The 23,221-nt window shown below is 67.8% G+C and carries 20 protein-coding genes; 14 read left to right on the forward strand and 6 right to left on the reverse strand.

All coding sequences use genetic code 11. The features are described from left to right. Window positions 1-431: 431 nt before the first annotated feature. From WS87_RS23070 to WS87_RS34050, 3 genes are all read left to right on the forward strand, one after another. The gene (locus WS87_RS23070) at window positions 432-1,688 is read left to right on the forward strand and encodes a porin (RefSeq protein WP_059819103.1); all 1,257 of its coding nucleotides are present in this window, start codon (window positions 432-434) and stop codon (window positions 1,686-1,688) included. Between the two features lie 331 nt (window positions 1,689-2,019). Then, a complete protein-coding gene (gene pal, locus WS87_RS23075; RefSeq protein ID WP_059468012.1) occupies window positions 2,020-2,511 on the forward strand; it encodes a peptidoglycan-associated lipoprotein Pal in 492 nt (163 codons plus the stop codon). Between the two features lie 228 nt (window positions 2,512-2,739). Beyond that, a complete protein-coding gene (locus tag WS87_RS34050; protein ID WP_175906937.1) occupies window positions 2,740-2,910 on the forward strand; it encodes a hypothetical protein in 171 nt (56 codons plus the stop codon). A 92-nt stretch (window positions 2,911-3,002) separates the two neighbouring features. On the opposite strand, the gene WS87_RS23080 is transcribed toward WS87_RS34050, so the two are convergent. Genes WS87_RS23080 through WS87_RS23090 form a run of 3 tightly spaced genes read right to left on the reverse strand, consistent with a single transcriptional unit; the run spans window position 3,003 to window position 7,830 of the window. Further along, on the reverse strand, window positions 3,003-4,265 hold the full coding sequence (locus tag WS87_RS23080) for a cytochrome c (RefSeq protein WP_059819104.1): 1,263 nt from the start codon (window positions 4,263-4,265) through the stop codon (window positions 3,003-3,005). Continuing rightward, entirely contained in the window at window positions 4,262-4,957 is a 696-nt protein-coding gene (locus tag WS87_RS23085; protein WP_059819105.1) for a (2Fe-2S)-binding protein, read from the reverse strand. The genes WS87_RS23080 and WS87_RS23085 overlap by 4 nt, the downstream gene beginning before the upstream one ends. Further along, complete coding sequence (locus WS87_RS23090; protein ID WP_059819106.1) at window positions 4,954-7,830, reverse strand: xanthine dehydrogenase family protein molybdopterin-binding subunit; 2,877 nt, start codon at window positions 7,828-7,830, stop codon at window positions 4,954-4,956. Before WS87_RS23090 ends, WS87_RS23085 begins: the two co-directional genes overlap by 4 nt. A 502-nt stretch (window positions 7,831-8,332) precedes the next feature. Between WS87_RS23090 and WS87_RS23095 the strand changes: the two genes are divergently transcribed. The 11 genes from WS87_RS23095 to WS87_RS23145 all read left to right on the forward strand — a co-directional run bounded on the left by WS87_RS23095 (window position 8,333) and on the right by WS87_RS23145 (window position 19,628). Then, window positions 8,333-9,883 carry a sensor domain-containing diguanylate cyclase gene (locus WS87_RS23095; protein WP_059819107.1) on the forward strand — a complete coding sequence of 517 codons (1,551 nt, stop codon included), beginning with the start codon at window positions 8,333-8,335 and terminating at the stop codon, window positions 9,881-9,883. Window positions 9,884-10,151: 268 nt separating this feature from the next. Beyond that, window positions 10,152-10,430: a hypothetical protein gene (locus WS87_RS23100; RefSeq protein WP_059819108.1), complete on the forward strand. Its 279-nt coding sequence runs from the start codon at window positions 10,152-10,154 to the stop codon at window positions 10,428-10,430. A 231-nt stretch (window positions 10,431-10,661) separates the two neighbouring features. After that, window positions 10,662-11,696 carry a succinylglutamate desuccinylase/aspartoacylase family protein gene (locus WS87_RS23105; RefSeq protein ID WP_059819109.1) on the forward strand — a complete coding sequence of 345 codons (1,035 nt, stop codon included), beginning with the start codon at window positions 10,662-10,664 and terminating at the stop codon, window positions 11,694-11,696. 109 nt (window positions 11,697-11,805) lie between these two features. After that, window positions 11,806-12,102, forward strand: coding sequence for a type II toxin-antitoxin system MqsR family toxin (locus tag WS87_RS23110; protein ID WP_059819110.1), 297 nt, complete (start codon window positions 11,806-11,808; stop codon window positions 12,100-12,102). Between the two features lie 2 nt (window positions 12,103-12,104). Then, on the forward strand, window positions 12,105-12,506 hold the full coding sequence (locus WS87_RS23115; RefSeq protein WP_059525531.1) for a type II toxin-antitoxin system MqsA family antitoxin: 402 nt from the start codon (window positions 12,105-12,107) through the stop codon (window positions 12,504-12,506). A 297-nt stretch (window positions 12,507-12,803) separates the two neighbouring features. Next, on the forward strand, window positions 12,804-13,364 hold the full coding sequence (locus tag WS87_RS23120) for a GNAT family N-acetyltransferase (RefSeq protein WP_059819111.1): 561 nt from the start codon (window positions 12,804-12,806) through the stop codon (window positions 13,362-13,364). 63 nt (window positions 13,365-13,427) lie between these two features. Next, window positions 13,428-14,369: an ABC transporter substrate-binding protein gene (locus tag WS87_RS23125; RefSeq protein WP_059819112.1), complete on the forward strand. Its 942-nt coding sequence runs from the start codon at window positions 13,428-13,430 to the stop codon at window positions 14,367-14,369. A 38-nt stretch (window positions 14,370-14,407) separates the two neighbouring features. Continuing rightward, on the forward strand, window positions 14,408-15,457 hold the full coding sequence (locus WS87_RS23130) for an LLM class flavin-dependent oxidoreductase (RefSeq protein WP_059819113.1): 1,050 nt from the start codon (window positions 14,408-14,410) through the stop codon (window positions 15,455-15,457). A 7-nt stretch (window positions 15,458-15,464) separates the two neighbouring features. Continuing rightward, the gene (locus WS87_RS23135) at window positions 15,465-16,823 is read left to right on the forward strand and encodes an LLM class flavin-dependent oxidoreductase (protein WP_059819114.1); all 1,359 of its coding nucleotides are present in this window, start codon (window positions 15,465-15,467) and stop codon (window positions 16,821-16,823) included. A 59-nt stretch (window positions 16,824-16,882) separates the two neighbouring features. Next, on the forward strand, window positions 16,883-18,664 hold the full coding sequence (locus WS87_RS34520; protein ID WP_082750652.1) for an amino acid ABC transporter permease/ATP-binding protein: 1,782 nt from the start codon (window positions 16,883-16,885) through the stop codon (window positions 18,662-18,664). 34 nt (window positions 18,665-18,698) lie between these two features. Beyond that, window positions 18,699-19,628, forward strand: a complete 930-nt coding sequence (locus WS87_RS23145) for an ABC transporter substrate-binding protein (RefSeq protein WP_059819115.1) — start codon at window positions 18,699-18,701, stop codon at window positions 19,626-19,628. A gap of 116 nt (window positions 19,629-19,744) precedes the next feature. Here WS87_RS23145 and tssJ read toward each other — a convergent pair whose 3' ends face one another. Genes tssJ through tssF form a run of 3 tightly spaced genes read right to left on the reverse strand, consistent with a single transcriptional unit; the run spans window position 19,745 to window position 23,217 of the window. Beyond that, window positions 19,745-20,272 (reverse strand): type VI secretion system lipoprotein TssJ, encoded by a 528-nt coding sequence (gene tssJ, locus WS87_RS23150; protein ID WP_059819116.1) that lies wholly within the window; start codon window positions 20,270-20,272, stop codon window positions 19,745-19,747. A 12-nt stretch (window positions 20,273-20,284) separates the two neighbouring features. Beyond that, a complete protein-coding gene (gene tssG / locus WS87_RS23155; RefSeq protein ID WP_059819666.1) occupies window positions 20,285-21,406 on the reverse strand; it encodes a type VI secretion system baseplate subunit TssG in 1,122 nt (373 codons plus the stop codon). After that, a complete protein-coding gene (tssF, locus tag WS87_RS23160) occupies window positions 21,403-23,217 on the reverse strand; it encodes a type VI secretion system baseplate subunit TssF (RefSeq protein ID WP_059819117.1) in 1,815 nt (604 codons plus the stop codon). The genes tssG and tssF overlap by 4 nt, the downstream gene beginning before the upstream one ends. Between the last annotated feature and the right edge of the window lie 4 nt (window positions 23,218-23,221).

Genomic DNA, 23,221 nt, shown 5'->3' on the forward strand with positions numbered 1-23,221 from the left:
TACGAACGCAATGAGCCCGACGCGGCGATTCGGCCCTTGCCGTTTCGGGCGGAAAATTTTGCTGGTCGTCGCGCGCGACGTCAGAAATACATGGCGCCTCCAACGGACAACGCGGCAATGCACGACCTTGCGCGCTGCAACATCACGCGGACGGCATCCGCGGCCGGCTCCTGAAAATGCCGACGCTCACGCTGAACCGCCTCGTAAATGCCGAATCCTTCCCCACACGCGATGGTTCCATTCCGTGCCGATTCGACGAAAACACCCTGCCTCGAACCGCCGCGATTCCACGCGATTTCGCAGAGGACCTTTCCTGTGCAGCGCCTTAATCGTCGGTCGCGCGATCTCCAATAATGGCCGCTCGATCCGTCGGCCGGCGCGCCGACGCGACCCACCGGCGATCGGGCCGGAGACCAACGATAAAAAATCCTATGCATTCCTATAAAACCATCCAGCCCGCCAACGCGCGCGTTGCCACGCCGCATGCCGTCCGCCGCGGCCGTCGTACCGGCACGCTCCCGGGGACCGTGCTCGCCGCCTGCGCGGCCGGCCTGATTCCGTGCGTCGCGCATGCGCAGAGCAACGTGACGCTGTACGGCCTGATCGATACGTCGATCACCTACGCGACCAACCAGCGTACGCAAGGCGCCGGTTCGCCCGGCAGCGGCAGCGTCGGGCTGACGAGCGGCGCGTTGAACGCGTCGCGCTGGGGGCTGCGCGGCCGCGAGGATCTCGGCGGCGGGATGGCGGCGGTCTTCACGCTCGAGAACGGCTTCTCGGGCACGACGGGCAAGCTGTCGCAGAAAGGCGTCGACATGTTCGGCCGTCAGGCATGGCTTGGCATAAGCTCGCGCACGGCCGGCACGCTCACGTTCGGCCGCCAGTACGACCTGATCCTCGATTTCGTGACGCCGCTCGGCGCGTCGGGCCCCGGCTGGGGCGGCAACCTCGCGGTGCATCCGTACGACAACGACGACTCGAACCGCAACCTGCGCATCAACCACGCGGTGAAGTACACGAGCCCGACGTATCGCGGGCTGACGTTCGGCGCGATGTTCGGATTCTCGAACACGGCCGGCGCGTTCTCGAACAACGCCGTGTGGAGCGCGGGGCTCGGGTATGCGAACGGGCCGCTGAAGCTCGGCGCCGGCTACCTGAAGATCAGCCGCGACCGCAATGCGCCGAATCCGGACGGCGCATTGAGCACGGTCGACGGCTCGGCGACGATCACGGGCGGCAACCAGCAGATCTGGGCCGTGGCCGGCCGCTATGCGTTCGGCCCGCATTCGGTCGGCGCCGCGTGGTCGCACTCGGCCACCGACGGCGTGAGCGGCGTGCTTCAGGGCAGCGGCATCACCCCGTTGAAGGGCGAATCGCTCGTCTTCGACAACTTCTCGGTCGATGGCCGCTACTTCGTCACGCCGGCATTCAGCGTGGCCGCCGCGTACACGTATACGATGGGCCGTTTCGACACGCGCACGGGCCAGACGCGCCCGAAATGGAACCACGTGGTCACGCAGGCCGACTATGCGTTCTCGAAACGCACGGACGCGTATCTCGAAGCCGTCTATCAAAGCGTGAGCGGCGGCAACGGCAATCCCGCGTTCAACGCGACCGTCTGGACGATGACGCCTTCAGCCAACAGCAACCAGCTGGTGGTCGCGCTCGGGTTGCGGCACAAGTTCTGACGCCCCGCGATGCGTGACACGCCCGCACCGGCATGGCACATCACGCATCGCCGCGCATGCCGCGGTTTCCGCGCAAGCAAGAATGCGTCCTGCGTCGTTCCCGTGTGAAAAATGAGAGAAACTGGTCACGCTGTGACATTTTTCCTAATCTAGTTGCAGCGGCGCCGTGCTTCGGCGTTCCGGCCGAGACAATCTTTCATATGGCGCATCGCCGGCTTACGAAAGCGCATCGCGCACGGAAGCCGGCACTTTCGCGCCGTCTCGCCGGATGCGTGACGCGGCAGTTCGCGCGCACCACGCTTTCCTCGCAGTCAACCGCAGGAGACGCACGATGAGCAAAACGAACCGATTTGCGGTCATGGCAGCCTTCGCGCTGCTGGCGGGTTGTCACCACGCGGCGAAAACGCCCGAGAATGCCGAGATGGCGCCGGCGCCATCGAGCGAAGCGGTCGCGACGGTGGCGGCCGACGATCTCAACAATCCGAACAGCCCGCTCGCGAAGCGCAGCGTCTACTTCGATTTCGACCAGTACTCCGTGAAGCCGGAATACCAGACGCTGCTGCAGGCGCACGCCGACTACCTGCGCAGCCACCCGTCGCGCCGCGTGCTGATCCAGGGCAACACCGACGAACGCGGGACGTCCGAATACAACCTCGCGCTCGGCCAACGCCGGTCGCAAGCGGTGATGAGCGCGCTCGAAACGCTGGGCGTGCAGGCCTCGCAACTCGAAGCGGTCAGCCTCGGCAAGGAAAAGCCCGTCGCGCTCGGTCACGACGAGGATTCGTGGGCGCAGAACCGCCGCGCCGATCTCGTCTATCGTTGACCGGAGGCCGCCGCGACGGCGGCATTCCGGCTACGTATCCCGTGATGTAGCGAATCTGCGGGGGCGCGCCGCGCCCCGGCGGCGTGCGCGTGCGCCGCTCCGTTTCGCCTTGTGCCGAACGCAAAAAGCATGGAATAAACCGCCCGCCGGAAACGTTTCGTCATCGCGCGGTCGCCGGTTCACGCGAACCGCCCTGCCGCGCGGCCTTCTCGGCGAAAGGAGAGTGAAATGAGTTCCGCAAGATTGGCCGCGGCGCTGCTCGCGGCGCTGATGCTGGTGCTGTCGGCCGGATGTACGTCGTCGGGTGGCGGCATGTCGCAAGGTCCCGGCATGAGCCGGTATGGCGGCGCGGGCGGTAGCGGAGGTGGCGGTGGCGGCGGAGGGGGCGGCGGCTACTGAAGCGCCGCCGGAAAGGCTCGAGCGGGGCGTCACGCACGAGCGCAGCCGGAAACCGGCCGCCTCGCGCGTGACGCCCCGCTTCGTCGCACGACTTACTGACGCATGGCCTTCACGTCGGCCGGCGTGACGCTCGCGGGCTGGCCGCCCCACGTCGCGCGCAGGTAATTCGCGAGCTGCGCGAGTTCGTCGTCGCTCAGCGTGTGCGCGAAACCCGGCATCGGCTGGAGGTTCTCGACGCCGGCGAACTTCTGCTCGTCGATGCCGTCGAGCATCGCGACCAGCAGGTTGCGCGCATCGCCCTGACGCAGCGTCGAATTGCCGTTCATCGGCACCGCCACGTGCGGCTTGCCTTCGCCGTCGAAACCGTGACAACCCGCGCACACCGCGAGATACACCGAGCGGCCGGCCGCGAGCTGCGCGGCATCGGCCGACACCGGCTTCACCGGCTGCGGCGCCGGCGGCGTATCGCCGAGCAGGTACACGGACAGCGCGCGCAGATCGTCCTTCGTCATGTATTGCGTGCTCAGATGCACGACCGGATACATTTCGCCGAACGCCGAGCCTTGCGGCGCGATGCCGACGCCGAAGAACGTCTGCAGGTCGGTGCCTGTCCAGCCGCGCGCGGCGAGGCCGGCCGGCGTGATGTCCGGCGCGGCCACGCGGCCGAGCGCGGCGCCCGCGAACGGCTTCGCGCCGTCGAGCTGCCCCGTGAACGCACGCGGCGTGTGGCATTCCGCGCAGTGGCCGAGCGCGCCCGCCAGATAGCGGCCGCGCTGCCAGTCGGCGGACTGGCCGGTCGATGCGTCGGGCAGGCTGTCCTTCAGGAACACCATGTCCCAGAACACCATGCCGAAGCGCAGGTTGTAAGGGAACTTGAGTTCGTGCGCGCGGTTTTCCTGCGCGACCGGCTTCACCGTCTTCAGGTATGCGTACATCGCGTCGGTATCGGCGCGCGTGAGCTGCCGGTACGACGTGTACGGCATCGACGGATACAGACGCTTGCCCGGCGCCTTGCCGTCGTGCAGCGCGGCGTAGAAGTCGTCCGCGCTCCAGCCGCCGATCCCGTGATCCTTGTCGGGCGTGATGTTCGAACCGTAGAACGTGCCGAACGGCGATTCGAGCGGCGCACCGCCGGCGAACGGCGCGCCGTCCTTCGCGGTGTGGCACGCCGCGCAGTCCGCGGCCTTCACGAGATAGCGGCCGCGCGCGATCTGGTCGGCGCCGGGCGCGCCGGAAGCCGCGCTCGAGGCCGGCGCGTCATGGCCACCGCAGGCGGCGAGCATCAGCGCGCAGGCGGCCGCGAGTGCGGGCAGGCCCGCGGCCCGCGCGGCACGATGGGCGAATGTGCGTTTCATGCGGCGTCCTTCACGAGTCCCGGCGTGGTCAAAATCACGTCCTTCACGGCTTCGTAGTAGCGGACGTAACCGGTGCAGCGGCAGATGTGCGCGTTCAGCGCGTCGGTGATCGTGCGCTCGACGTCGGCCTTCGCGACCGGCTCGCGCTTCAGGCGTTCGATCAGCACCGTCGCCGCGTTGACGAAACCCGGCGTGCAGTAGCCGCACTGGAAGCTGAAGTGCTCGAGGAACTTCTGCTGGATCGGCGACAGCTCCACCACTTCGCCGGCTTCGTTGCGCTTCGCGTGGCCTTCGATCGTGCGGATCGAACGGCCGTGGAAGAAGTGCGCGCCGGTAATGCACGTGCGCATTTCCTCGCTCGTGCCGTCCGGCTTGTCGACGATCACGACGCACGCGTGGCAGATGCCCTGCCCGCAGCCGAGCCGCGAACCGGTGAGGCCCGCATACTCGTGCAGGAACTCGATCATCATCAGCCCTTCGGGTACCTGCATCGGGCCGACGGACTTGCCGTTGATGTTCACCGACAGCGGTTTCTGCTGAAAGCGGACGAGCGGACGCTCGACGGCGGCCGATGCGGCAGCGGGTGCCGCGGGTGCCGATGCCGGGGTGGCCGAAGCCGCATTCGGCGCGGATGCGCCGGTCGCGGCCGCGCTGGCGCTCGCGGCCGACGCGGCGGTTTGGGCGGTCGTCATGCGAGCACCTCCTGAATCTTTTGCGGGGTCACCGGCAAGTCGGTGAAACGATGGCCGATCGCGTGCGCGATGCCGTTCACGATCGCGCCGACGACGGGGATCATCACCACCTCGGCGACACCCTTCGGCGGATCGGTCTCGGACAGCGGCGGCAGGATGTCGCCCGTCTGCGACCACACGGCGACGTCGGTCGCGCGCGGCAGCTGGTAGCGGTTGAAGTTCCACGTGCCGTTGCCGGGGCCGTCTTCGTAAAGCGGCAGGTATTCGTGCAGCGCATGGCCGATGCCCATCGCGAGGCCGCCCTGCAACTGGCCCGACACGAGTTGCGGCGAGATCTGGTTGCCGCACTCCATGACCGAATGATGCGTGAGCAGCTCGACCTTGCCGGTCGCTTCGTGCACGGCCAGCTCGACGAGCGTGCCGACCGCCGTGTAGTACGTGACGGCCGCGTTGTTGCGGCTCGTCGGCGGGATGAACACGCGTTTGCGGTCCAGCACGCGATAGCCGTTCGCGGTCGGCGCCAGCGTGCCGTGCATCGCGGTCGCGCCGGCCGGCGCGGCGGTGCCCGGCATCGGGCCGTCGTCGCCGGTCTTCGGCGCGCCGACCCGCAGCGACAACCCGTCGATCGGCAGACGATCGACCGCGCCGCCCACGTCGAACTCCGCGTCGGTCCATTGCCAGCGGTTGAACACGTGTACGACGGCGCCGGTCGGCAGGCCGAGCGCATGCGCCTGCTTCGCGAGCTGCTCGAACGTCAGCGGCTCGAGGCCGTCGGCGGTCAGCTTGCCGTCGACCCAGCGCGCGTCCTCGATGCGGATCGTGTACGGCGCGGCCTGGCCGCCGCCGAGGCCGCGCGTCCAGATCGACATCGCGGCCGGCCACAGCCCGTAGCGGAACACCGCGCGCGCGGCTTCGCGCGTGCTGTGCGTGAAGTAGTACGCGGAGTTCGTCGCGCTCGACGGCGACGCATAGCCCGGCGACCAGCGTGGATTCGCGCTCAGCCGGTCCTGGTCGGCCTGTGACATCAGGTACGGATCGCCGCTCGTCTCGACCGGCAGATCGGGCCATTCGGTCACGGCAACGCGCACCTCGGTCGCCGGGCGGCCGAGCCACTTCGCGACCGCGACGGCCTGCGACGTCGACATCCCCGTGCCGATCTCGGCCGCCGTGTGATGCAGCGACACCTTGCCGTTCTCGTCGAATTCGACCTTCGCGAACGATGCCTCGGCACCCGTGCCGAAATCCTTCTGCACGCACGCGAAGCCGACGCCGTAGCGCTTGCCCGGGTTCGCCGCCTCGAATTCGGCCTTGCGCGCCGCACGGCGCGTCCATAGCGGATGCTGCCTCGCGCGCTCCAGCACTTCGTCGACGCGCAGCGCGCCGGCGGGAATCGCGCCCTGCGTGTTCTTCATCCCCGAACGCAGCGCGTTGCGCAGGCGAAACTCGATCGGATCGAGGTTCAGTTGCGCGGCGATCTCGTCGACCGCCATCTCGGTCGCTGCCATGCTCTGCAGCGTGCCGTAGCCGCGCGCGGAGCCGGCGTCGATCGCGCGCGACGCGATCGCGACCGCAGCCAGGTCGCTCTTCGGGAAGTAGTAGATCGATTGCGCGGCCGTCGCGCCGACCATCGCCACCGACGGCGAAAAGTTCGAGCGCCCGCCGCCGTTCGCCTCGAAGTCGCCCTTGAACGACTGCATGAGACCCGTGTTGCGATCGACCGCGATCCGGTAATGCATCTTGAACGCGTGGCGCTTCAGCGACGTCTGGAACTGCTCGTAGCGGTCGTTCGCGAACCGCACCGGGCGGCCGTCCGCGTACAGCGCGCAGACGAGGCCGTAGAACGGCACGTTGCAGTGATCCTTCGAGCCGTAGCCGACCGTGTAGCACGGATGCACGAACAGCTTCTTCACCGGGAAGCGGCATTTCGCGACCATCGCGGCCGCGTTCTCCGCCACTTCGAGCGGCGACTGGGTCGGCACGACCAGATGCATCGACTGCGTCGCGGCGTCGTACCAGCAGTTCGCGTTGTCGGGTTCGAGCGCGGCGGTATCGACCGACTGCGTGCTGTACTCGCGATCGAACACGAGCCAGTCGGCCGACGGACGATCGAGCTCGGCGGCGATCTGGCCGGCCAGGAACATCCCCTGCTCGTCGAGCCTGCCGTGCTCCTTGCCGTCCGGCCAGACCGGCAGGTGCTTGCGCATCATGCTCGGGAAGATCGGTGCATCCTTCAGGCTCGAATAGACATCGTCATCGTAAGCCGTCTTGCCGCCCACCCGCACGTAGCGGAACGTGCCCCACGGATCGCGCTCGAGCGGGCCCGTGACCGCGCCGTAGCGGATCACGTCGTCGCGGAACTTGAGCGCGTTCTTCGCGAAGCGGAAGCGCGCGAAGTCGTGATAGATGAGGATCGCGACCGCATGACCGAGATACGCGGGGGTCTTGCCGGCGGGCAACAGCATGTCGTCGCCGTAGAACGTCGGGAACGCGACGCCGTCGCGTGCGAGATCGTCGGCCGTGACCACGCGGTCCGGCTTCAGTTCGTCGCCGAGCAGCGACAGGTCGAAGCCTTCGTAGATGCGGTCGGCCTGCGTGGCGCGGAGGATCAGCGCGTGCGACTGCTGCTGCGGCCAGTGCGGCATGTCGGCTGCGCGCACGTCACGGGCGAACACTTTCGAGCCCGTGACCTTCGCGATGCCGTCGATGCGGAATTGGGGGATGCCGGTGACGCTATCCCATTTGACGGGGGTGAGGAGTTTTTCTTCGAAGAGCGCCGCGAACGCGCGGCTGCCGATGGGCGCGACGTAGACCGCGACGCCCGCCAGCACGCTGGCTTTCAGAAAACCCCGCCGTGACAGGCCGTGGTTTTTCATGTGGGGGGGAACCTCCTGATGCGGCTCGGACGGCGATCGGGTGTCGCGGCGTTCGGAGCGGCGCGCATTCTGGCATTGTTTTCGATATATCGCCTATAGTATTTCCCACATGAATTACTTATTGAATTTCTTATAACGGGATTCAGACGGGCTGCGGCGTCCGGTCGCGGGCGACATACGGGCGCGATCCGGCGGTGTCACGGCGGGCGCATCGATCGCCGCGGGCCGATCGCCGCCATGGGCGAGCCATGTGCGGCGCGCTGAAACCAGTCCGCGGGCGGCCGCCCGAGATCGTCCCGTGGGCAACGACGCCTGCCCCCGCGTCGGCGAGTGCGCAAGGCGCGCGCCGGCGTGGTCGACGACGACTCGCCGGCGCCCCCGCACGACACGCGCGGCCGACGTTTCATGGTAATGTCGTGCGCATCCGGCTCGCCGGTCACTCCGCCACGTGCCGTGCGGGGCGGCCGGCAATGCGCCGCATCGTGTCGAGGTCAAAATAGCCATGGCAGTCAAGGCAAGCCTCCTGAATGCCGTTCTCGCCACTCCCCCCTGCGGCAATCACCGCGTGACGGCCGCGCTGCGCCCGTCGATGCTCGTCACGCTGTTCGAGGACGTGCGCCCGATGGCGCTGTCCGGCCTCGCCAGCGCGTTCGTCGCGGCGATCGCGCTGATCCGGCTGCAACAACTCTGGTGTTTCGTGTGGCTCGTCGTCGACGTCGGCCTGCTCGCCGCGCGGCTCGCGATCGCGCGCGCGTATGCAGTACGCCGTGCTGCCGGCGACGATCGCGCGGAATACTGGGCGCGGCGCTATGCGCCTGTGTCGCTCGCTGCGTGCTTCGTGCTCGGCCTCGGCGTGATGGGCTGCGTGGAGGCGCCCGACGCCGAGCTCGGCACGCTGTCGGTGATGGTCGCGGGCGGCGTGTTCGGCGGGATCGCGTCGCGCAATTCGGCGCTGCCCCGGCTCGCGATGACCCAGGTCACGCTCGGCGTCCTGCCGATCGGCCTCGGCGCGGTGCTGGTCGACCGGCCCGGCGCCTGGCTGCTGCTGCCGCCGCTCGCGATCTATCTCGCGGCCATGCGCACGGTCGTCCAGCGTCATTACCGCGTGCTGGTCGCGCTGATCGCCGCGCGCCAGCGCAACGCCGAGCTCGTCGCGCGCTTCGACGCCGCCCTCACCTACATGCCGCACGGCCTGTGCATGATCGACGGCGAGAGCCGCGTGATCGTCGCGAACCGCCGCACCGCGCAATTGTTCGGCTCGCCGCGCGAGATCATGCTCGACACACCACTGCCCGACGTCGTCGCGGCGCTCGGCGTGAACGCGGTGGCCGATTCCGACGGCGCAGGTCTCGCAGCGCAATGCGACGTCTGGCTGAACCATGACGAACCGGTGCCGCTCGACATCACGCTCGCCGACGGCCGACAGCTGGAACTGACGCGCCATCGCGTGCCGGACGGCAACGCGGTGATCATCGTCGAGGACGTCACCACGCGCCGCCGCAGCGAGCAGCACATCCGGCACCTCGCGCGACACGACGCGCTGACGGGTTTGCCGAACCGCCACGAACTGCATGCGCAACTCAAGCGGATGCTCGCGCACCGGCCGCACCTGCCGAGCGCCACGCTCGCCGTCATGTATCTCGACCTCGACGGCTTCAAGGCAATCAACGACCGGTTCGGCCATCAGGCCGGCGATGAAGTGCTCACGCAGGTCGCCGAGCGGCTCGGCAAGACGCTGCCGCCCGGCGAGCTGGCGGCGCGGATCGGCGGCGACGAGTTCGTCGTCGCGCTCGACGCCACCACGATGCACGCCTGCTCGCTCCTCGCCGCGCGGATCATCCGGCAGATCTCGGCGCCGTACACGTTGTCGATCGGCGAAACCGTCAGCTTCGGGATCAGCATCGGCATCGCCCTCGACGACGGGCACGGCTCCCCCGATGAACTGATCCGCCAGGCCGACAGCGCGCTGTACGACGCGAAGTCGGCCGGCAAGGGAATCTACCGCTTCTATTCGGCCGGAAGCAGCCGCGTGACGCCCGCGACCACGAGCTGAGCGCGCGCCGTTCGCGTTGACGCCGGCGGCCTCCGCGCGTCCCTTCGCTTTCCGCGATTCATTCCCGAAACGCTTTGCGTGACTTCGCGCATACGCGCAGGTGTTCCGCCGCGCGCGCCCGTGTCACGTGACGTGTTCCGTAACATCGGCCCGCGCCGCGCGTCACGTTCGCCGCAGAAGCCCGCACGATCGGGGCGGCGCGCGGTATTTCATCGCTGGCACCCTTATTGCTCCTTGACTGGGAAACAGGATGTCAGGGAGCCCAAACATGAATACCGTCGAAGTCCTCAGCCATGCGGAAGCGAGCGATCAACTGGACGTGATCGACGGCGCCTCGCTGATCCGACGGCTCGTTTCCGAGCACCGCGCGCCCGCCGCGCGTGAAGCCGCGTGCGTCGTCGACAATCCGCCGCTGACGCTGTACGGCGCATATCGCCAGGGGGTCACCGATCACGCGGCGCGACGCGCAAATCCGTATCGCGCCGGCAGCCGTTTCTGGGCGCTGTGGGAAGAAGGCCGTATCGAAGCTGAAACCTCCGGTCGCTGACGCGATCGCGCGCGCCGGCCCCGTCGCGACAAGGGGCCGACGCGCCACACGGCATGTGCGCGCCGGCATGCGTTTCAGCGCTGCAACATCGCGTGCGGCTGCTCGCGTTGCGGATGTCGCGGGTTCGCACGCGGGCCGGTTGACGGCGTCCGGCATTGCCCGCACCGCGCACGCCGCGCGGCGGTCGTTTCCCGATAAGATGGCAGATTCCGTTCATCGAACGATGCCGCCATGACCGCCTCCTCCTCCCACCGAAATCCCATCCACTGCGAAATCGATCTCGATGCGCAAGGCAAGCATGCGGGCTATCTGCGCCTGCCGCATTCCGTGCATCGCTCCGCATACGGCTGGCTGCCGATCCCGATCGCGTCGATCCGCAACGGCGACGGCCCGGTCGCGCTCGTGATGGCCGGCAATCACGGCGACGAATACGAAGGCCAGATCATCGTGTCGCAGCTGATGCGCGAGATCGATCCGGAGATGGTCAGCGGGCAGTTGATCCTGCTGCCGATGGCGAACTTCCCCGCGGCCGACGCCGGCTTGCGCGTGTCGCCGCTCGACGAAGGCAACCTGAATCGCAGCTTCCCCGGCGACCCGGCCGGCACGCCGACGCAGATGATCGCGCATTACATCGAGCATGCGCTGCTGTCGCGCTCGCAGTATCTGGTCGACCTGCATTCGGGCGGCAGCTCGCTGCTGTACCAGGGCGGCAACATGCTCGCGATCGACCCGCTCGACGACGACGAGGCCGCGAAGCTCAACGGCCTGCTGGTCGCGTTCGGGCTGCCGAACGCGCTGCTGCACGCGCCGAACCCGGTGCACTCGGCATCGGCCGCGCGTCGGCAGGGCGCGATCTCGATCGTGACCGAACTCGGCGGCGCGGGGATGGCCGATCCGTCGCTGATCCGGCTCGGCCGCCACGGGCTGCTGCACTACCTCGGCCATATCGGCCTGCTGCACGGCGCGCTCGTGCCCGACGCGCCGCCGACCGTCACGCGCTTCCTGCGTGTCGACGGCGATCGCCACTTCGTCTACGCGTACGAGCGCGGGCTGTACGAACCGCTCGTCGAACTCGGCGACCAGGTGAAGGCCGGCCAGCCGGCCGCGTGGGTGCACTTCCCCGATACGCCGCTGCGCGAACCGGTGCTGCACCGCTTCAACGGCGACGGCGAAGTGGTGTGCAAGCGCGTGCCCGCGCAGGTGCGGCGTGGCGATTGCCTGTTTCAGCTGGCGGAGGCGTCGACGCCTCCGCGCGTTGGCCGATAGGCCGAGTTACCGACCCGTATCTTTTCCGTGCAGTCTGCCAAGGATGGCGGACCGGATGCGTTCGCCATTAACCAACTTGACAAATTAACTCTTTTGGTTAAGATCGCGGATGGAAAAGAACGCGCCTCATTGCAAGCTGTCGCGGGTCAAGACACTCATCGGGACCGGCAACGTCCGGTTGACGACGAGCGCGGTGTTCGGGGCGCGGCAACTGGGTTTCACGGAAACGGAGGCGATCGGTGTCGTGATGTCCCTGGATACCACCGATTTCTACAAAAGCATGACGACCTACGCCGATCACACGATCTGGCAGGACGTCTATCGGCGTCGCACCGAGAATGGCGACATATATCTGAAACTGACCGTGATCGACGACGTGCTGATCGTGTCGTTCAAGGAGCGATGAAAATGAAGTGTCCTGCGTGCGGTGGCGCGAAACTGGTCCGCGATACACGAGACATCCCTTACACATACAAGGGTCGCTCGACCGTCGTTCGCGATATAACCGGCGACTTCTGTCCGGCCTGCGGCGAATCGGTGCTGGATATAGACGAGGCAACCCGGCTCGGTGAAGCGATCGGCGAGTTCAACAAGCAAGTAAATTCGACCATCGTCGACCCGAAGTTCATCGCGAAGGTACGCAAGAAGCTGATGCTGGATCAACGCGAGGCGGCCGAGATATTCGGTGGCGGCGTCAATGCTTTCTCGCGCTACGAAACCGGCAAGACGAACCCGCCGCTTGCCCTCGTGAAGTTGCTCAAGATTCTGGATCGTCATCCGGATCTGCTCGCGGAAGTACGCGCAGCCTAGCCATACCCCCTCCGGCATTGCGCATGCGACGAACATTCGACGCGTGCGCTCCCCACCCCGCTCCCCCTGCAAGCCTTCTGACGCTCCCCGCGAAATCCTTATCGAAATTGCTTCGTTCGTCTTTGCCGGCCGCGCCGCTAACGTGTTCGAAACGGCGGCGGCACGCCGGATGCAGCGCAGGAAGCACCGCGGCCGCCGTCATCACGACAACCGCGTCGCGATAACGGAGCAGACCGGACGGGCCGTGTGGCAGGCCCCCGCCAGGAACGTCCGCATCGCGCGCCCTTCGCGATGCCCATGGCCACGAACGACCGCCTCATCGACACGACACCGCTCGACGTCCGCGCCCAGCCGCTGGTCGACGCGCTGATCGACGAATACGCGACGCGATACGACGCGTATCGCCCCGACAGCCGCGCGTCCGCACGCGACGAACTCGCGCGCTACCCGGCCGAGCTGTTCGCGCCACCCGAAGGTGCGTTCGTGCTGCTGCTGCGCGACGGCGAAACGATCGGCGGCGGCGCATTCAAGCGCTACGACGCGCAGACCGCCGAACTCAAACGCATCTGGACCCGCGCGGACCTGCGCCGCCAGGGGCTCGCGCGCCTGATCGTCGATGCGCTCGAACTGCGTGCCGCGCAGCAGGGCTATCGACGCGTGTACCTGACCACCGGCTTTCGCCAGCCCGAAGCGTGGGCGCTGTACGACCGCACCGGCTATACGCGGCTGTTCGATTCGTCGATCGATCCGGAAGCGTATTTCCACCTGCGCTTCGGCAAGGATCTCGCCGATCCGTCGCGCACGTCGACGCTCGCCGACCTGTGGGCGCCGCGTCCCGAAGCCGTGCTGCCGCGCTGAACGCCCCGCGCCGCCCGATTCCGCTCTCCCGTTCCCCAAGACACGAAACGACAGGACACATCCATGCAACGAGCCGTACCCTTCACGCCGCGTGCGCTCCGCACGCTGGCCGCCGCGCTGATCGGCGTGACCGCGATCGCCGCGGCCGCCGCGACCTTCGACCTCAGCCCCGAGCAACGTGGCCGCCCGCGCGGTGCGGCCGATGCGGCCGTCGAGCGCGCGGTGCCCGCGTCGTTCAGGTTCGCCGAAGCCGGCACGCTGACGATCGGCGTCGCGCCGAGCCTGCCGCCGATCAGCTCGTATGCGACCGACGCGCGCACGGTGATCGGCTTCGACGCGGACGTCGGCCAGCTCGTGTCCGACAGCCTCGGCCGCAAGCTGAAGATCGTCCCGCTCGCATGGGCCGACTGGCCGCTCGCGCTCGAATCAGGGAAAGTCGACGCGGTGATCTCGAACGTCACCGTCACCGAGGAGCGCAAGCAGAAGTTCGATTTCTCGACCTACCGCAAGGATCAGGTCGGCTTCTACGTGCGCAACGACAGCAAGATCCAGTCGATCCGCGAGCCGAAGGACGTCGCGGGGCTGCGCATCGTCACCGATGCCGGCACCAACCAGGAAAAGATCCTGCTCGCGTGGGATCGCGAGAACGTCGCGCACGGCCTGAAGCCCGTTCAGGTCCAGTACTACGACGACCAGGCGATGCGGATCGTCGCCGTGCAGTCGGGCCGCGCCGATGCCGTGTTCAGCGTGAACTCGGTGCTCGCCTACCAGAGCGCGCAGCAGGGCAAGACGCGCCTCGTCGGCGCGATCAGCGGCGGCTGGCCGCGCACGGCCGACATCGCGATCGCGACGCGCCGCGGCAGCGGGCTCGCCGATCCGCTGACGGTCGCGCTGAACGGGCTGATCCGGAACGGCCGCTATCAGCAGATCCTCGACCGCTGGAACCTCGCCTCCGAAGCGATCGACCAGTCGCGCACGAATCCGCCGGGCTTGCCGAAGAGCTGAGCGCCGCCCGTCCACGCCCTCGCAGGAACGCCGACACCATGTCTTATTCGCTTTCATTGCTGGACAAAAGCCCGATCGCCGACGGCGCGACCGCCGCCGACGCGCTGCGCTTCACGACGACCCTCGCACGGCGCGCCGAACAGCTCGGCTACGAGCGCTTCTGGGTCGCCGAGCATCACGGCGCGCCGGGCTTCGCGAGCTCCGCGCCCGAGATCGTCGTCGCGCACCTGCTCGCGCACACGTCGCGCATTCGCGTCGGTTCGGGCGGCGTGATGCTGCAGCACTACAGCCCGTTCAAGGTCGCCGAGTCGTTCAAGCTGCTCGCCGCGCTCGGGCCGGGCCGCGTCGATCTCGGCATCGGCAAGGCGCCCGGCGGATTGCCGCTGACCACGCGCGCGCTGCAGTGGTTTCACGACAAGGCGAAGAAGCCCGACTTCGCGGGCCAACTCGCGGAACTCGACGCGTTCCTCGGCTGGGGCGTCGCCGAGGATCATCCGCTCGCCGGCGCGGTCGCGATGCCGGTGCCGCCGCACGCGCCCGAACGCATCCTGCTCGGCGGCTCGCCCGACAGCGGCGCGCTTGCCGCCCGCCACGGCTGGCGCTTTTGCTATGCGGGGCACTTCAACGGCGACGACGCGAACCTCGAACGCTCGCTGGCCGCGTACCGCGACGCGGGCGGCACACGCCCGATCGTCGCGTTGTACGCCGTCGCCGCGCCGACCCGCGACGAAGCCGAGCAACTGATCGGGCCGCTGAAGATCTTCAAGCTGCAATTCGCCGGCGGCCAGAGCTTCAATCTTGCGAGCGCGCAGGCCGCCGCCGAATTCGCGCGGCAGAGCGGCGCGTCCGACTACCGCATCGACGAGTTGCGCCCGACCGTGCTGGCCGATACGCCCGAACGCGTGCACCGCGCGCTCGACGTGCTGAGCCGGCGGCTCGACGTCGATGCATTCGTGATCGACTCGCCGGTGACCGACTACGCGGCGCGGCTCGCGTCGGCCGAATGGCTCGGCGGCGCGCAGTCGATCACGCCCGTGCAGGCGGCCCTGGCCGCCGAACGTTTTCCTTCCCCCGACCAGAACGTGTGACGCTCCCATGACGACCCGACGATCGATTCCCTTCGGCCTGATGCTGCAAGGCGCAGGCAGCCACATGAACGCGTGGCGGCATCCGAGCAACCCGCCAGACGCGAGCATCAACCTCGACTTCGCGATCGGCATCGCGCGCAAGGCGGAAGCCGCCGGCATCGCGTTCGCGTTCGTCGCGGACGGCCTCTACATCAACGAGAAGTCGATCCCGCACTTCCTGAACCGCTTCGAGCCGCTCACCGTGCTGTCGGCGCTCGCGGTCGCGACGAAGAAGATCGGCCTCGCGGGCACGATCTCGACGTCGTACAGCGAGCCGTTCACGGTCGCGCGCCAGCTCGCGTCGCTCGACGCGATCAGCGGCGGGCGCGCGGGCTGGAACGTCGTCACGACGCCGCTCGAAGGCACCGCGAAGAATTTCGGCAAGGCGCATCCCGATCACGAACTGCGCTACGAAATCGCCGACGAATACCTCGACGTCGTGCAGGGGCTGTGGGACAGCTGGGACGACGACGCGTTCGTGCGCGATCGCGCGAGCGGGCGCTTCTTCGATCGCGACAAGCTCCATACGCTCGATCATCACGGCCGCTTCTTCCACGTTGCCGGCCCGCTGAACATCCAGCGCTCGCCGCAGGGGCAGCCGGTGATCTTCCAGGCCGGCTCGTCCGACACCGGCATCGGGCTCGCGGGCAAGTACGCCGACGCCGTGTTCACGCATTCGCCGTCGCTCGACGAAACGGCCGCGTTCACGCGACGCGTGAAGCAAAGCGCGGTCGAGCACGGGCGGCAGCCGGGCGACGTGAAGATCTTCCCCGGCGTCGGGCCGATCGTCGGCCGCACGGCCGCCGAGGCCGAAGACAAGTACCAGGCGATCCGCGACCTGCTGACGATCGACGAGGCGCTCGCGTATCTCGGCCGCTATTTCGATCACCACGATTTCACGCAGTACGCGCTCGACGCACCGTTCCCCGAACTCGGCGATATCGGCCGCAACAGCTTCCGCTCGACCACCGACCGGATCAAGGCCGACGCGAAGCGCAAGCGCCTCACGCTGCGCGAGACGGCACTCGCCGTCGCGACGCCGCGCCCGAACTTCATCGGCACGGCCGAGCACGTCGCCGACGAGCTGATCCGCTGGCACGACGCCGGAGCCGGCGACGGCTTCATCCTTGGCTTCCCGGTGCAGGCCCAGGGCGTCGACGACTTCGTCGAACTCGTGATTCCGGTGCTCGAGGCGCGCGGCCGCTACCGCCGCGACCTGCCGGGCAGCACGCTGCGCGACCACCTCGGCCTGCCGCGCAAGGCGAGCCGCCATGCGGCGCCCGGCGCGGTGCGCAAACAGGGCGACGCGGCCGAAGCGCATGCCTGACGCCTGCGCGCCGCCTCGCGCGGCGCATCCGGCCAACTCGATCGAGGACCCTCACCGACATGAGCGACACGACCCATCTCGGCGGCGCACTGCCGCCGCTCACTTCCTCCCCCGCCCGCGACGCCGGCACGCGCCCGCGCATCGTGCCGGCCCGGCACCGGTCGCGCACGGTCGGCACCGTGCTCGCGCTCGTGCTGATCGCGCTCGCGCTGCATTCGATTCTCGGCAACCCGCAATGGGGCTGGCCGGTGTTCGCCGAATGGTTCCTGTCGCCGCCGGTGCTGTCCGGGCTCGCGCGCACGCTGGTGCTGACGCTGCTCGGCGCGGTGTTCGGCTTCGCGCTCGGTGCGCTCGTCGCGCTGGCCCGGCTGTCGCGCTCGCGCCTGCTCGCCGCGAGCGCGTGGACGTTCGTGTGGCTGTTCCGGTCGATTCCGCTGATCGTGCTGCTGCTGATCCTGAACAACCTCGGCTACCTGTACGAACACGTGCGGCTCGGCGTGCCGTTCACCGACATCGTGTGGTTCGACACGCCGACCACCGACCTGATCAGCCCGTTCCTCGCGGCCGTACTCGGCCTCACGCTGAACCACGCGGCGTTTTCCGCGGAAGTGATTCGCGGCGGCATTCTCGCGGTCGACCAGGGGCAGCTCGAAGCGGCCGCCGCGCTCGGCCTGCCGCGCGGCCGCCAGACCACGCGCATCGTGTTGCCGCAGGCGATGCGCGCGATCCTGCCGACCGCGTTCAACGACCTGATCACGCTCGCGAAAGGCACGTCGATGGTCTACGTGCTCGCGATGCCCGAACTGTTCTACACGGTGCAGGTGATCTATCGCCGCAATCTCGAGGTGATTCCGCTGCTGATGGTCGCGACCGTCTGGTACCTGATCATCCTGACCGTGCTGTCCGCGATCCAGGTGCAGGTCGAGCGCCACTATGCGCGCGGTGCGCTGCGCAATCCGCCGCCGTCGGCGCTGACGTTCGTGCTGGCGCGCATCGGTGCGCTGCGGCGGCGTGCGGCGACACACAGCGCGACGGCCGATGCGACGTTTCAGGGCAACGCTGATGCGCCCGTGCCGCGCACCGGCGGCGAGGTCGCCGTGCACAACGTGTCGAAGCAGTTCGGCATGCAGCGCGTGCTCGACAACGTGTCGTTCGTCGCGCCGCGCGGCAGCGTGACGGTGATCGTCGGGCCGTCCGGCTCGGGCAAGTCGACGCTGCTGCGCACGATCAACCATCTCGAACGCGTCGACGACGGCTTCATCGACATCGACGGCGAGCTGATCGGCTATCGGCGCGACGGCGACGTGCTGCACGAGCTGAAGGAGCGCGACGTGCTGAAGCGGCGCACGGCGGTCGGAATGGTGTTCCAGAACTTCAACCTGTTTCCGCACCTGACGGTGTTCGAGAACCTGATCGAGGCGCCGGTCGCCGTCGGCGGCGTCACGCGCGAGGCCGCCGAGCGCACCGCGCGCACGCTGCTCGCGCGCGTCGGCCTCGCGGACAAGGCCGATGCCTACCCGCGCCAGCTGTCCGGCGGCCAGCAGCAGCGCGTCGCGATCGCGCGGGCGCTCGCGTTGCGCCCGAAGGTGCTGCTGTTCGACGAGCCGACGTCGGCGCTCGATCCCGAACTGGTCAACGAAGTGCTCGACGTGATCAAGGAGCTGGCGCGCTCGGGCACCACGCTCGTGATCGTCACGCACGAGATCGGCTTCGCGCGCGAGGTCGCGGACACCGTGCTGTTCATGGAGCGCGGCCGCATTGTCGAGTCGGGCCCGCCCGCCGTCGTGCTCGACGCGCCGGCCCATCCGCGCACGCGCGCGTTCCTGTCGCGGGTGCTCTGATGCGCGCCGCTCACGACCTCCGAGGCACCCGACGATGATCGACCGACGCCAGTTCATGACCGCCGCGCTCGCGGCCGCCGCCGGCCTCCGGTGGCATGCGGCCGACGCGGCCGCGACCGCCGATCTCGATCCGCGCCAGTCCGGCCGGATCCGCGCGTCGCGCGACGATGCAGCGATTCGCGCGGCAGGCAACTATCGCTGGGTACGCGACGGCGCGTTCACGGTTGCGATTTCGCCGCACGCACCGCCGGTGTCGACCTATGCGACCGACGCGCGCACGGTCGTGGGCGCCGATCCCGACTATGCGCAGCTCGTCGCGGACGCGCTCGGCCGCACGCTGGTGCTGGTGCCGATCGCGTGGGCCGACTGGCCGCTCGGGCTCACGTCGGGCAAGTACGACGCCGTGATCTCGAACGTCGGCGTGACCGAGAAGCGCAAGGAGAAATACGATTTCACGACCTATCGGCTCGGGCTGCACGGCTTCTACGTGCGCACCGCGAGCCCGATCGCGAAGATTGCCGAGCCGAAGGACGTCGCGGGCCTGCGCGTCATCACGGGTGCGGGCACGAGCCAGGAGCGCATCCTGCTCGAATGGAGCCGACGCAACGTCGCGCAAGGGCTGAGGGCGACCGAACTGCTCTATTTCGACGACGATGCGGCAGCCCGCGTCGCGTTGCTGTCGGGCCGCGCCGATGCCGAGCTGAACCCGAATGCGTCGCTGGCATACGAGGCCGCGCGCGACGGCAGGATTCGCCGGGTCGGCGTCGTCAACGCGGGCTGGCCGGCAAATGCGGATGTCGCGATAGCGACGCGTCGCGGCAGCGGGCTCGCACCGGCGCTGACGCTCGCAACGAACGCGCTGATCGGCAACGGTCGCTACGGGCAGGCGCTGGCGCGCTGGGGGTTGCAGAGCGAGGCGGTCGCGCGCGCGGAGACGAATCCGCCGGGGTTGCCGTCGTTTTGACGGGGCGGCGTCATGGCGGGCACACCGTGCGGTCCCGAACCTGTCACGGACAACGTTGCGCCACGACCAGTTTCAAGTCCGTCGTCGCCACCTGATTGCCGTTCACATGCAATTGATCACCGGGATGCATTCTCAGATGCACTGGCAGAAAGAAGAAGCTGATCGACCAGTTCGAGCTTCAACGGCTTGTCTGCGTCGAGCTTCTTCTTCTCGATCACGACCTTCCAGTCATCGCCGCTTCCAGGGTTGCGGTAGAACGCAACGATCGCGACATACTTCGTATCGACCTGCATCGGCTGCGAGAGGCTCGCAGCCGCGCCCGGATTCAGTACCGTCGCCAGGTTAGCCTGCAGATCCTGCGCGAGCACGGTCCGATCGCTCTTCAGCAAGTCGTTGTAGGACGCGCCATCGAACATCTTGCGGTCCTTCAACTGATACACGCGCACAGCAACCGACGTCGGGCGGCCGGCGTCGTCCGGATTCAACGCCTCGCGTGCCGACAAATCGATGTTGAGCACCTTGACCTGCTTGAAGAAGACAGTGCGGTAGGCGCTCGACGAGGCATCGGAGACGGTTTGCCATGCGCCGCATGCCGACAGCAGCAGAACGGATGCAAGGGTCGAAACGGCGAAGCGGATAGTCATAGTCTTCTCTGGTCAAACATGTTGTGTCAGGTATGGATTGGTCCCGGGCGCAGGAAACGCTTCATAGACGCCGAGCGCGATGTTGATCACGCGCTCTTCGTCGGCGGGCAGCACGGTCGTCCAGCCGAGGCGCGGCGCCTGATCGGCATGTGCCGGACCGATCGCGGGTTGCGGCGCATGACGTGACGACAATTCCATGCGCAGGTGCACGTCGGCCTTGACGCCAACATACAACTGCACGAACGCCATCAACTCACGATGCAGCCACGCGCCAGGCAGGAGATCGCGGGCCTGCTGCGCATCCGCCGGCCGCAGCGTCACACGCACCGCGCGACTGCGATAGGCCATCCGTTTGCCCAGCACGTAGCCGCCGCCGAGGCCCCGGTGCCTGCCCTCCGCCGATGAACCGTCAAACTGACCGGCCGACGTCAGCGGCTGCGCTTGTCCGACGCGCATAGCCACTGGAAAGAACTCGTCGACGCGAACCTCGATACCGGGTACGGCCAGTGCGATGACGCCGGTCAGGCCTTCGGGCGTGCGCGTGTGCTGGATCAGCAACCCCAGCAGCGCGAGCAATCGCGAATCCGGCAGGCCGGCGCGCCGCGGCTTGTCGCCCCACCCGAAGCCGGCCAGGCACAGCAGGTTGCGCGAATGCGCGTCGCTGCCGCCCGGGCGGAAGCTTTCCGGATAGCGGTATTTCTTCCACGCGCGGTACAGCAGCGTGACGTACCGGTGATTGAACTGGTCAAGAAACGCTTCGACGACCTCATGCCCCTCCTCGCGCAACACGATCTCGTCGATCATGTGCGGCGGCATCGCCGCGTCGACACCATACAGGCCCATGAACGTCGTGCGTACGGTCGGCGGTGCATCGGGACGCTCGTCGTCAAACTCTACCGCCGAGATTTCTCCCGCCGGAAAGCCGACGCGCGGCCGCGGCCGGAAGCGCACGCGCTCATGCTCGGCCGTGTCCTGCGTGCCCAAGCCCGGCGAGTCAGGCACCCGCACCTCGAGCAGCCTGCAAAGCTGCATGAAGTTCATGCGTGGCGCGCGGGCCAGCAGCGACGCGACCAGCGGCTCGAGATTCGGCAACGCGTCCCCCGAGGGGACTTCCTGCGGGGCGTGCGGCTTCATAGCGGCGCCCGTTGCGCCTTGCTGCGCGGCCACACGGTCCGGGCCTGCGACGGCAGGCTGATGATCGACAGCTTCGTGAACAGGTTGATCTCCGCGTATTGTGCAAAGAAGCGATGCAGCAACTCGCCGAACAGCATCACGTCACCCTCGCCCGCGAACGCATGCGAATCGAGCGTCACCTCGATCAGCACGCCGCGCTCGACCGAGCCACCGGTTACTTCCTCGAGCAATTCCTGTGAGACCCACCGAATGCCCGCCAGCCGCCGGCGGTTCAGCTCATCGTCGGTCCAGTCGTACAGCGCGAGCGCCCCGCGCAGCACTTCCGCGTTCATCATCGACAGAAAATTCGGCGCTAGATGCGACAGCACGCGCCACTGGAAACGGTCCTCCGTCGGCGGATACAGCGGCAGCGTCGGCGACACGAGATTGCGCACGCCCGCGACGTTCGGCGTGCTGGCCGCGAGTTCGTCGAGACTGGCTTCACGCAACCCCTTGCGCGGCAACAGGCCATTCGTTCCCGTCACGCGCAGCGACAGGCTTTCTTCCGGCAGCGTGTCCATCGTCTCCCACGCGTGTCCGCCGAGAATCACCCAGGTTTCATGCAGCCCCGACACCCCTGGTCGCACGCGCGTGTGGAAATAGCGCTCCGGCGCCTCGTGTCGCAGCATGCCGCCGCGGTGCCGGAACGTCGCGAACGGCACATATTCGTATCGTTCGGCCGAGTCGTGGTCGAACGTCGCGATCGCGTCGACCGAATAGGTTTCGACGTGCTCGCCTTGGTGGCCGGCCGGCACCACGCGGTATTCGGTTTCGTGATGGTCGATCTCGATCGGCTCCGCATCCAGCTCGAACAGGTTGATCACGGGCGAGCAGAACAGCCGCACGTTCTCCGCGGTGAAGCGCTGGTCCGACGGATAGGCATGCGTCAGTATGATCTCCAGCTCGAAGCGGGTCGAACTTTCGGGCAGCTTCGCGATGTCCAGTCCGCACAGGTCGACGAACAGAAATTTCTCGCGGAACGTGAAGTATTCGAGCAGCATCTGATAGCCGGAGAAGGCCGCATCGGCCTTGGGCCACAACCGCTCCTCGGCCGAGAAACCGGCCGGCTCGATCGTCACGCCGGCGAGCGGCACCGCTTCGCCGTCGCGGACTTCCGGAATGCGCCACTGGATCGCATCGACCTGCCGCGTGAGCGCGAGATGCATCGCGAACGCGGTCGGCAGATCCGCATTCAGGTGCAGGCGCAGCCGCGACAAATCCGTTTCCTTGCGAAGTGCCGAGCCGTCCAGCGCAAAGCCAAGCCGGAGCACCGACCGTCCGTCGTAACGGACGAACGGTCCGGCGTGCGTAACGGCGACCGGTTGTAGCGCGACGGCCTGCGTGGTTCGGTACTGGCACTGCACGGTTCTCGGTGTCGTGCCCTCGGCGCCGGGTGCAGGCGGCACGGTGATCGGCGCGGCACGCACGGGCACGCCGGCCGGCACCACCTCGGTCTTCTGAAGCTTTTCCGCGAGCGGGATCAGTTCGACCACCGACAGCGACGGGATCATCCGCAGATAATGCGGCCAGAGCAGGCTCACGAGCCCTTCGGTGAGTTCCGGCAGTTCGTCGTCGAGCTTCTGCCGAAGCCGGCCGGTCAGGAATGCAAAGCCTTCGAAAAGCCGCTCGACATAGGGGTCGCGATCGCCGACGCGATCGAGGTTGAGCAGGCGTGCGCGATCAGGATGCGCCTTCGCGAATTCCTTGCCGGACTCGCGCAGGTAGCGCATTTCCGCTTCGTAGTAGCGCAGAATCGGGTCGTCGTTTTGCATTGAT

The organism is Burkholderia sp. MSMB0856 (assembly GCF_001524645.2).
GTDB classification, from domain to species: Bacteria; Pseudomonadota; Gammaproteobacteria; order Burkholderiales; family Burkholderiaceae; genus Burkholderia; species Burkholderia diffusa.

What these genes read in the sequence shown, in the direction of transcription:
- WS87_RS23070 (WP_059819103.1), top strand. Translation starts at nt 432, where the DNA reads ATGCATTCCTATAAAACCATCCAGCCCGCCAACGCGCGCGTTGCCACG.
- pal (WP_059468012.1), top strand. Translation starts at nt 2,020, where the DNA reads ATGAGCAAAACGAACCGATTTGCGGTCATGGCAGCCTTCGCGCTGCTG.
- WS87_RS34050 (WP_175906937.1), top strand. Translation starts at nt 2,740, where the DNA reads ATGAGTTCCGCAAGATTGGCCGCGGCGCTGCTCGCGGCGCTGATGCTG.
- WS87_RS23080 (WP_059819104.1), bottom strand. Translation starts at nt 4,265, where the DNA reads ATGAAACGCACATTCGCCCATCGTGCCGCGCGGGCCGCGGGCCTGCCC.
- WS87_RS23085 (WP_059819105.1), bottom strand. Translation starts at nt 4,957, where the DNA reads ATGACGACCGCCCAAACCGCCGCGTCGGCCGCGAGCGCCAGCGCGGCC.
- WS87_RS23090 (WP_059819106.1), bottom strand. Translation starts at nt 7,830, where the DNA reads ATGAAAAACCACGGCCTGTCACGGCGGGGTTTTCTGAAAGCCAGCGTG.
- WS87_RS23095 (WP_059819107.1), top strand. Translation starts at nt 8,333, where the DNA reads ATGGCAGTCAAGGCAAGCCTCCTGAATGCCGTTCTCGCCACTCCCCCC.
- WS87_RS23100 (WP_059819108.1), top strand. Translation starts at nt 10,152, where the DNA reads ATGAATACCGTCGAAGTCCTCAGCCATGCGGAAGCGAGCGATCAACTG.
- WS87_RS23105 (WP_059819109.1), top strand. Translation starts at nt 10,662, where the DNA reads ATGACCGCCTCCTCCTCCCACCGAAATCCCATCCACTGCGAAATCGAT.
- WS87_RS23110 (WP_059819110.1), top strand. Translation starts at nt 11,806, where the DNA reads ATGGAAAAGAACGCGCCTCATTGCAAGCTGTCGCGGGTCAAGACACTC.
- WS87_RS23115 (WP_059525531.1), top strand. Translation starts at nt 12,105, where the DNA reads ATGAAGTGTCCTGCGTGCGGTGGCGCGAAACTGGTCCGCGATACACGA.
- WS87_RS23120 (WP_059819111.1), top strand. Translation starts at nt 12,804, where the DNA reads ATGGCCACGAACGACCGCCTCATCGACACGACACCGCTCGACGTCCGC.
- WS87_RS23125 (WP_059819112.1), top strand. Translation starts at nt 13,428, where the DNA reads ATGCAACGAGCCGTACCCTTCACGCCGCGTGCGCTCCGCACGCTGGCC.
- WS87_RS23130 (WP_059819113.1), top strand. Translation starts at nt 14,408, where the DNA reads ATGTCTTATTCGCTTTCATTGCTGGACAAAAGCCCGATCGCCGACGGC.
- WS87_RS23135 (WP_059819114.1), top strand. Translation starts at nt 15,465, where the DNA reads ATGACGACCCGACGATCGATTCCCTTCGGCCTGATGCTGCAAGGCGCA.
- WS87_RS34520 (WP_082750652.1), top strand. Translation starts at nt 16,883, where the DNA reads ATGAGCGACACGACCCATCTCGGCGGCGCACTGCCGCCGCTCACTTCC.
- WS87_RS23145 (WP_059819115.1), top strand. Translation starts at nt 18,699, where the DNA reads ATGATCGACCGACGCCAGTTCATGACCGCCGCGCTCGCGGCCGCCGCC.
- tssJ (WP_059819116.1), bottom strand. Translation starts at nt 20,272, where the DNA reads ATGACTATCCGCTTCGCCGTTTCGACCCTTGCATCCGTTCTGCTGCTG.
- tssG (WP_059819666.1), bottom strand. Translation starts at nt 21,406, where the DNA reads ATGAAGCCGCACGCCCCGCAGGAAGTCCCCTCGGGGGACGCGTTGCCG.
- tssF (WP_059819117.1), bottom strand. Translation starts at nt 23,217, where the DNA reads ATGCAAAACGACGACCCGATTCTGCGCTACTACGAAGCGGAAATGCGC.